The sequence below is a fragment of the Haloferax sp. s1 genome (assembly GCF_058382125.1).
This window is the reverse complement of sequence record NZ_JBZRPK010000658.1, coordinates 1-6,293: the sequence shown is the minus strand read 5'-3', so window position 1 is coordinate 6,293 and position 6,293 is coordinate 1. Positions and strand designations below refer to the sequence as shown.

The 6,293-nt window shown below is 61.2% G+C and carries 7 protein-coding genes; 4 read left to right on the top strand and 3 right to left on the bottom strand.

Annotated features, from left to right (window positions below):
* From QT222_RS15385 to QT222_RS15375, 3 genes are all read left to right on the top strand, one after another.
* Positions 1–752, top strand: a 752-nt coding sequence (locus QT222_RS15385) for a PfkB family carbohydrate kinase (RefSeq protein WP_491477669.1), incomplete at its 5' end; no start/stop codon positions are given.
* A 106-nt stretch (positions 753–858) separates the two neighbouring features.
* Positions 859–2,343, top strand: coding sequence for an arginine/ornithine antiporter ArcD (arcD, locus tag QT222_RS15380; protein WP_004057813.1), 1,485 nt, complete (start codon positions 859–861; stop codon positions 2,341–2,343).
* A 74-nt stretch (positions 2,344–2,417) separates the two neighbouring features.
* Positions 2,418–3,101 carry a DUF6663 family protein gene (locus QT222_RS15375; protein WP_491477668.1) on the top strand — a complete coding sequence of 228 codons (684 nt, stop codon included), beginning with the start codon at positions 2,418–2,420 and terminating at the stop codon, positions 3,099–3,101.
* Between the two features lie 24 nt (positions 3,102–3,125).
* Here QT222_RS15375 and QT222_RS15370 read toward each other — a convergent pair whose 3' ends face one another.
* Together QT222_RS15370 and QT222_RS15365 are read right to left on the bottom strand one after the other, a co-directional pair.
* Positions 3,126–4,094, bottom strand: a complete 969-nt coding sequence (locus QT222_RS15370) for a C-terminal binding protein (RefSeq protein ID WP_491477667.1) — start codon at positions 4,092–4,094, stop codon at positions 3,126–3,128.
* Positions 4,095–4,324: 230 nt separating this feature from the next.
* Positions 4,325–4,822, bottom strand: a complete 498-nt coding sequence (locus QT222_RS15365; RefSeq protein WP_004057818.1) for a winged helix-turn-helix domain-containing protein — start codon at positions 4,820–4,822, stop codon at positions 4,325–4,327.
* A 258-nt stretch (positions 4,823–5,080) separates the two neighbouring features.
* On the opposite strand from QT222_RS15365, the gene QT222_RS15360 reads away from it, so the two are divergent.
* On the top strand, positions 5,081–5,506 hold the full coding sequence (locus tag QT222_RS15360; protein WP_004057819.1) for a CopG family ribbon-helix-helix protein: 426 nt from the start codon (positions 5,081–5,083) through the stop codon (positions 5,504–5,506).
* A 132-nt stretch (positions 5,507–5,638) separates the two neighbouring features.
* Here QT222_RS15360 and QT222_RS15355 read toward each other — a convergent pair.
* On the bottom strand, positions 5,639–6,293 hold a 655-nt coding region (locus QT222_RS15355), incomplete at its 5' end, for an MFS transporter (protein WP_491477666.1).

Sequence of the window (6,293 nt, the reverse complement as noted above, 5' to 3'; positions counted from 1 at the left end):
CACGTAGTCACGGCGCCGATACGGGGGGCGGCGTCGGGGGCGACGGCCTCCGACGGGGCCCATATTACCCGGAACACGGGGACGCGCCCGGCCGGCCCAACGTCATCTACGACCGCGCCGACGCCGCCGTGACGACGCTGGAGACGAACGAAGTCGACCTCGACGCCGTCCGCGACGCAGCGGTGTGCTACACCAGCGGAATCACGCCTGCACTCTCCGAGACGCTCCGGGAGACCACGGCAGACGTGCTCGCAGCGGCCCAATCGGCCGGCACAACGACCGCCTTCGACCTGAACTATCGGGCAAAACTCTGGTCGCCCGAAGAGGCCGCAGAAGCGTACCGCGACCTGTTCGACTCGATTGACGTGCTCTTCGCCGCACAGCGAGACGCCGAGAACGTCCTCGGACGCGACGGCGACGCCGAATCTATCGCCCGCGGACTCGCCGCGGACTACGACTTCGAAACGGTCGTCGTCACTCGCGGCGCGACAGGGTCGCTTGCTCTCTCGGACGGCGACGTGTACGAACAAGGCGTCTACGAGGCAGAAACCCACGACGCTATCGGAACCGGAGATGCCTTCGTCGGCGGCTATCTCGCGAAGTATCTCGCCGGAGGCGACGTCGCCGAATCGCTTCAGTGGGCGTCCGCGACAGCGTCGCTCAAACGGACCCTCGAAGGCGATATCGCCGTCGTCACTCCCGAAGACATCGAACGAGTCGTCAACGAGGAGGGTGAGGGAATCTCGCGGTGAGTCCCACGCTATGTCAGCATAATTGAACAAAATATATTGGTAATTATTATTCCCTTTTGCCAAACAGATAGATTGAAATTAGGAACGGTGATAAATTGTCCCAGTAATGGGGACATTATCGTTCGAACCGCTGACATTCGATGACATACCAGAGGACGAACGGCCCTCTCTTCAGCAGGCGGTCGTTCCCGTTCTCGGGATGCTCGTCTTCTTGAGTGTCGGGGTCATTTGGCTTGGCCTTGACCCGCAACTGCCGCTTCTGTGGGGTATCATATTCACCGGGCTGGTGGGCCGGTACTGGTTGGGACTGTCGTGGTCTCGGCTCTCGGAGGGAATCCGTGACGGCATCAACATGGGGATGTCTGCACTGCTCATTCTCCTCGTCGTCTACATGCTCATCTCGACGTGGACCGCGGCGGGGACGATTCCCGCGCTCATCTACTACGGGCTCGACCTCCTCTCGCCGGAGGTGTTCTTGCCCGTTGCGACGTTGCTTTCGGCAATCGTCACCTTCGCCATCGGGTCGTCGTGGACCACCGCAGCGACGCTCGGTGTGGCCTTCATCGGTATCGGTTCGGGTCTCGGAATGCCCGATGCGATGACCGCCGGTGCCGTCCTGACGGGTGCGTACACCGGCGACAAGGTTTCGCCGTTTTCGGACACGACGAACCTCGCCGCCGCCGTCACGAACACGGACCTGATGACCCACGTTCGGACGATGCGCGTCGGGACGAGCATCGCGCTCGTCATCTCGCTCGTGGCGTACACCGCACTCGGACTCACGGCCAGCGGGAACATCCCAGTTGGACGTATCGCGCAGATTCAGACGGCCATCGACAGCACCTACACCGTGACGCCGCTGGTGTTCGCTCCGCTCGTCGTCACGTTCGTGCTCGCGCTCCGTGGCTACCCCGCGCTTCCGTCCATCATCGCGGGTGTCGTCGTCGGGACGCTCACTCAACTATTCGTTCAGGGTCCTGTCACCATCGATACCTTCGTCAACACGTGGAACGTCGCCTTCGCGGGCACGTCGCCGTCGACAGGCGTCGAAACGGTCGATTCGTTGCTCGAATCCGGCGGGTTACTCGGGTCGTCGTGGACGATGACCGTCATCCTCGCGTCGCTGTCACTCGGCGGCATCCTCGAACGGACCGGCTGTATCGCCGTCATCGCCCACAACCTGCGGCGGATTCTTACCTCGGTTACGTCTCTGACCATCGGGACGGCCACCTCGTCGCTGGCGATGAACGCCATCGCGGCCGACCAGTACATGAGCCTCGTCGTTCCCGGAATGAGCCTCCGCGGCCTGTACGACGAGTTCGACCTCGAAAGCAGAAACCTCTCTCGGGCCATCGAATCCGCCGGGACGACGACGAGCGCCCTCATCCCGTGGGGGACCGGCGGCGCGTACATGGCCGACGTGCTCGGCGTTCCGACGCTCCAGTACGCCCCCTACTACTTCCTCGGGTTCCTGTCGCCGCTCATCCTCGTGCTGATGGGAATCACCGGGTGGCGCATCAGTGAACAAGGTTCCGACACACAGGCCGGACTTCGCGGTGCGGTTGCGTCGTTCGCTGACGACGACGACTGACCGACGAAGTCGAGCCACTCGTTGGCTCTTTCTGGACCGGCAGGCGTATTTTGATTCGCCCAGTACCCGCAGGTATGGAGGTTACGACGGTCGGTCGATTCAGGGTCTACCGAAGCCCGCGCAAGCGAGATGAACTCCTCTTGCTCGAACTCCCCGGAGAACCCGTCGACTGGGCCGACCCGACCGTCGCAGTCGACGTTGACGATGCGTTTTCTCCGACCTACGTACCACGGACCGGGTACGACGGCGACCTCGCAGAGACCGTCTCGTCGCTCGAATCCGGAAACGAGGTCGAAGCGACCGTAATGTGGGAAGACGGCGACCCGCGATTCGCCGATGTGTCGCTCGTCGACCGAACGCGGTTCCGCTTTATCGGGGCCGCAACGGACCTGTTCGAGGCCGCCCGAGAGACGTGGCGAGCGACCGCCGACGGTGAGGCGATTGGCTCTCGCGTCACGTACGGCACCGACGGCGACCCGAACGCAGTCCTCTACGCCTTTGCCAAACAACCGGGCGCTCGCGACCTGTTCGACGAGTTCAGCGATGGCGTCCTCCCGCTCGACCCGCTTCTCGACCGACTCGGCAGTGAAGCTAGCACCGAGTCCCCGGACGCCGACGGCTCGGAAACGCCCGAGATACCCGACGCACCCCGTGAGGTGTTCGTCTTACGCCCGCTGGATGCGGAGTTCATCCTCGTCGCCATCGCGTTCGACAGAGACGGGTTGTTCGCCGAAACGATGCGCGAGACCTACTGCTGAGAGCGAGTCAAACACTGCGCAGGGTCAGTCCCACTCCGGTTCGACCTTCGCAGTCGGTTCTTCGCCCGCGAAAACGCGCTTGATGTCCGAAGCGGTCTGTTCGTTCACCTCGGCTTTGGCTTCGACCGAACACCACGCGGCGTGAGGCGAGAGAACGGCGTTTTCCAGTTCGCGGAGTGGCGAGTCCGCAGCGAGCGGTTCTTTCTCGAAGACATCGAGTCCGGCCGCCGCAATGTCACCCTCGCGGAGGGCATCCGCGAGCGCGTCCTCGTCGATGACCTCGCCGCGTCCGGTGTTCACGACGATAGCGTCGTCGGAGAGCGCATCGAAGGCGTCCGAATCGACCATGCCGCGCGTCTCCGGTGTCGCCGGAGCATTGACCGAGAGATAGTCGGCCCGGTCGTAGAGTTCGTCGAGTGAGACGCGCTCGACGCCGTACTCGTCGAGAACGTCGTCGCCGACGTACGGGTCGTAGGCGACGAAGTCGAGGCCGAATCCCGAACACAGTTCTGCGGTTCGCTGGGCGATGGCTCCGAACGAGAGAAATCCGAGCGTCCGGCCCATCATGCGATGGAGGTCGCGCCCGGGCGTCGCGGGCCAGTCGCCGGCGCGAACCGCGCGGTCGTACGAAGGCGTCGCACGAATGCACGACCACAGAAGAGCGACGCTGTGGGTTGCGACCTCGTCGGTACAGTAGGCGGGGACGTTGGTGACGACGACGCCGTGCTCTGCGGCCGCGTCCACGTCGATGTTGTCGAAGCCGACGGCCGCACGAGCGACGACCTGCAGGTCGAGTTCGGCGAGCGAATCGGCGGTGACTGGCGTGTTGATGTCAGTGACGACGGCGTCTGCATCGACGTCACGGCACGCTTCGACCAGTGCCGCTTCCGACCCGAGCTCGGCGACGGTTACCTCGGCAACGTCGCCGAGGACCCGACGCTGGTGCGCTGGGTCTACCATATGAAAGTCACTGAGCACGACGTGATAACTCATATTCGAGTAAATGATTTTATCCGGGACTACTTGATTGTGTCTGGGATTCTCAGGGGATAGGTACGACAGTCGATGATGATAGACGAGTTCGCAGAAGTGAGAACAACGAGGACCGAATCGAGGTACAGAAAGTAGAAACGAATAGCGGCGACACGCGAGTCGGTCTCTCCTGCGGCGAACCCGAACGTCAGTGTTCCCGCAACGCAGCGGTGAGCGGTATTATCACGTAGTTAGTTCTCCTGTGACCACCGCTGGTAGACCGCAGAGCCACCGAGAACGGCAAAGACCAGCGAGGCGAGTACCGGTGCACCGACTGCCGAGATAATCGGGACCTCGACGACGACTGCAATCATAAGGACGAGACCAAGCGCGGCGAGCGCGGCGTAGTACTCGCTCCACGACAGTTCGCCTTCGGGGACGACCTCCATATAGACCGTCACATCGCCAGCCTCAGCCAGCGTAACGATTTTCGACTCGTCGTCGTAGTCGACGATTCCCAACTCGACAAGCTTCGGGATGTGTGTCTGTTGGAGCGAAACGTACGCACTCTGTCGGATGTTTCGAGGCGGAGGTGACTCTCCTGTTTCGGCCTCCGCAATCCGTTCTGAGAGTTCGCGAAGCGTCAGGTCTCCGTCTTGGAGGAATTCGATTGCCATCCGACGGCGGTCGTTACTCAGTACCTCGTGGATTCGAGTTTCGGAGAGTCCGGGTTCGGATGTTGTCGCCATACGAGGATTCGACTGATTTGTGACTGGTCGCTTCTCCTATATCAACAGTTCGTCTTAGTTATCTCTGCTGAAAACTGTGGAGGTTATTGAAAGAGAATCAATCGCATGACAGCCCTTACCCCCGTGTTTGGGGGAACTTTCCGGAAGCGACAGATGTCAACAAATTTACTTTAAATTGTCATGGTGGGTGTCGAAGGGGTAAACACCCGACACAGCCGGATGCCAATGTTTAATATATTGATACGCCTGTCTTAATATATGACCGTTGTCAGCGTCTCCATGCCGGAAGAACTTCTGGAGCGCATCGATTCGTTCGCCGGAGAACACGGCTACACCGGACGAAGTGAGGTCGTCAGAGAGGCAGCACGAAATCTTCTTGGAGAGTTCGAAGACAAGAAACTCGAAGACCGCGACCTGATGGCAGTCGTCACGGTCATCTTCGACTACGAGACGACGGCCGTCGAGGAGCGAATGATGGGCCTTCGACACGAGTACGAAGGACTTGTTAAATCGAACTTCCACAACCACGTTGGCAACCACTACTGCATGGAACTGTTCGTCCTCGAAGGACAGCTCTCGGATATCTCGACGTTCGTCGGAAAAATTCGGGCGACCCGAGACACCCTGAGCGTCGATTACTCCGTGATGCCCGTCGACGAGTTCACGGGTATCGTCGAAGAATAACCCTCGGTCGGGTTAGTTGGCTCCGGTATTCAGAGGAATTGTCGGAGCGGTGCGGCGATTTCCTGTTCGGGAACCAGAACACGGTGTCGGTTCCCGACAGGCGAAACGGACGGTTGGCTACGATAGTTCCTATCAGTCGTCGTCACCGGAGATGACGCCCTCCGGTGCACCCACATCCGACTGACCGAGCATATTCTCGCGAAGGTCCGCCTCGATAGCCTCCAGCGACCGCCCTTTCGTCTCGGGAACGAACACGTAGGTGAACGCCAGTGCCACGGCACTGAGCACCGCGTAGACCCAGAACGTTCCGGCTTTCGTGATGGCACCGACCATGACCGGGAAGGTAAGCGACACCACGAGGTTCGCAACCCAGTTGAAGATGGTCACGACACCCATCGCCGTCCCACGGACCTTCAGCGGATACACCTCGGAGATGAGGAGCCAGAACACCGGGCCGAGACCGATAGCGAAGAACGCCACGTAGAGCATGAGGCTTCCCGTGGCAACCCAACCGACCATACCCGATAGGCCGGGGAGGTAGAAGGCCGCGCCGAGCGCGACGAGTGTGAGCGTCATCCCACCCAGACCGACCGAAAGCAGCGGGCGACGACCGGTTCGGTCGATGAGAACGACTGCGACGATAGTCATCACGACGTTGACGACACCGATGCCGACCGTCGCGAGGATGGACGCAGAGGACTCGAAGCCGGTCGAGTCGCGAGTCGCCGGCGCGTAGTAGGTGACCGTGGCTATGCCTGTGAGCTGCTCAATCGCCGCGCGGCCGTCG

Bases quoted from the DNA above. Each gene is read 5' to 3' on its own strand.
- QT222_RS15375 (WP_491477668.1), top strand. From the start codon at position 2,418: ATGGAGGTTACGACGGTCGGTCGATTCAGGGTCTACCGAAGCCCGCGC.
- arcD (WP_004057813.1), top strand. From the start codon at position 859: ATGGGGACATTATCGTTCGAACCGCTGACATTCGATGACATACCAGAG.
- QT222_RS15370 (WP_491477667.1), bottom strand. From the start codon at position 4,094: ATGAGTTATCACGTCGTGCTCAGTGACTTTCATATGGTAGACCCAGCG.
- QT222_RS15365 (WP_004057818.1), bottom strand. From the start codon at position 4,822: ATGGCGACAACATCCGAACCCGGACTCTCCGAAACTCGAATCCACGAG.
- QT222_RS15360 (WP_004057819.1), top strand. From the start codon at position 5,081: ATGACCGTTGTCAGCGTCTCCATGCCGGAAGAACTTCTGGAGCGCATC.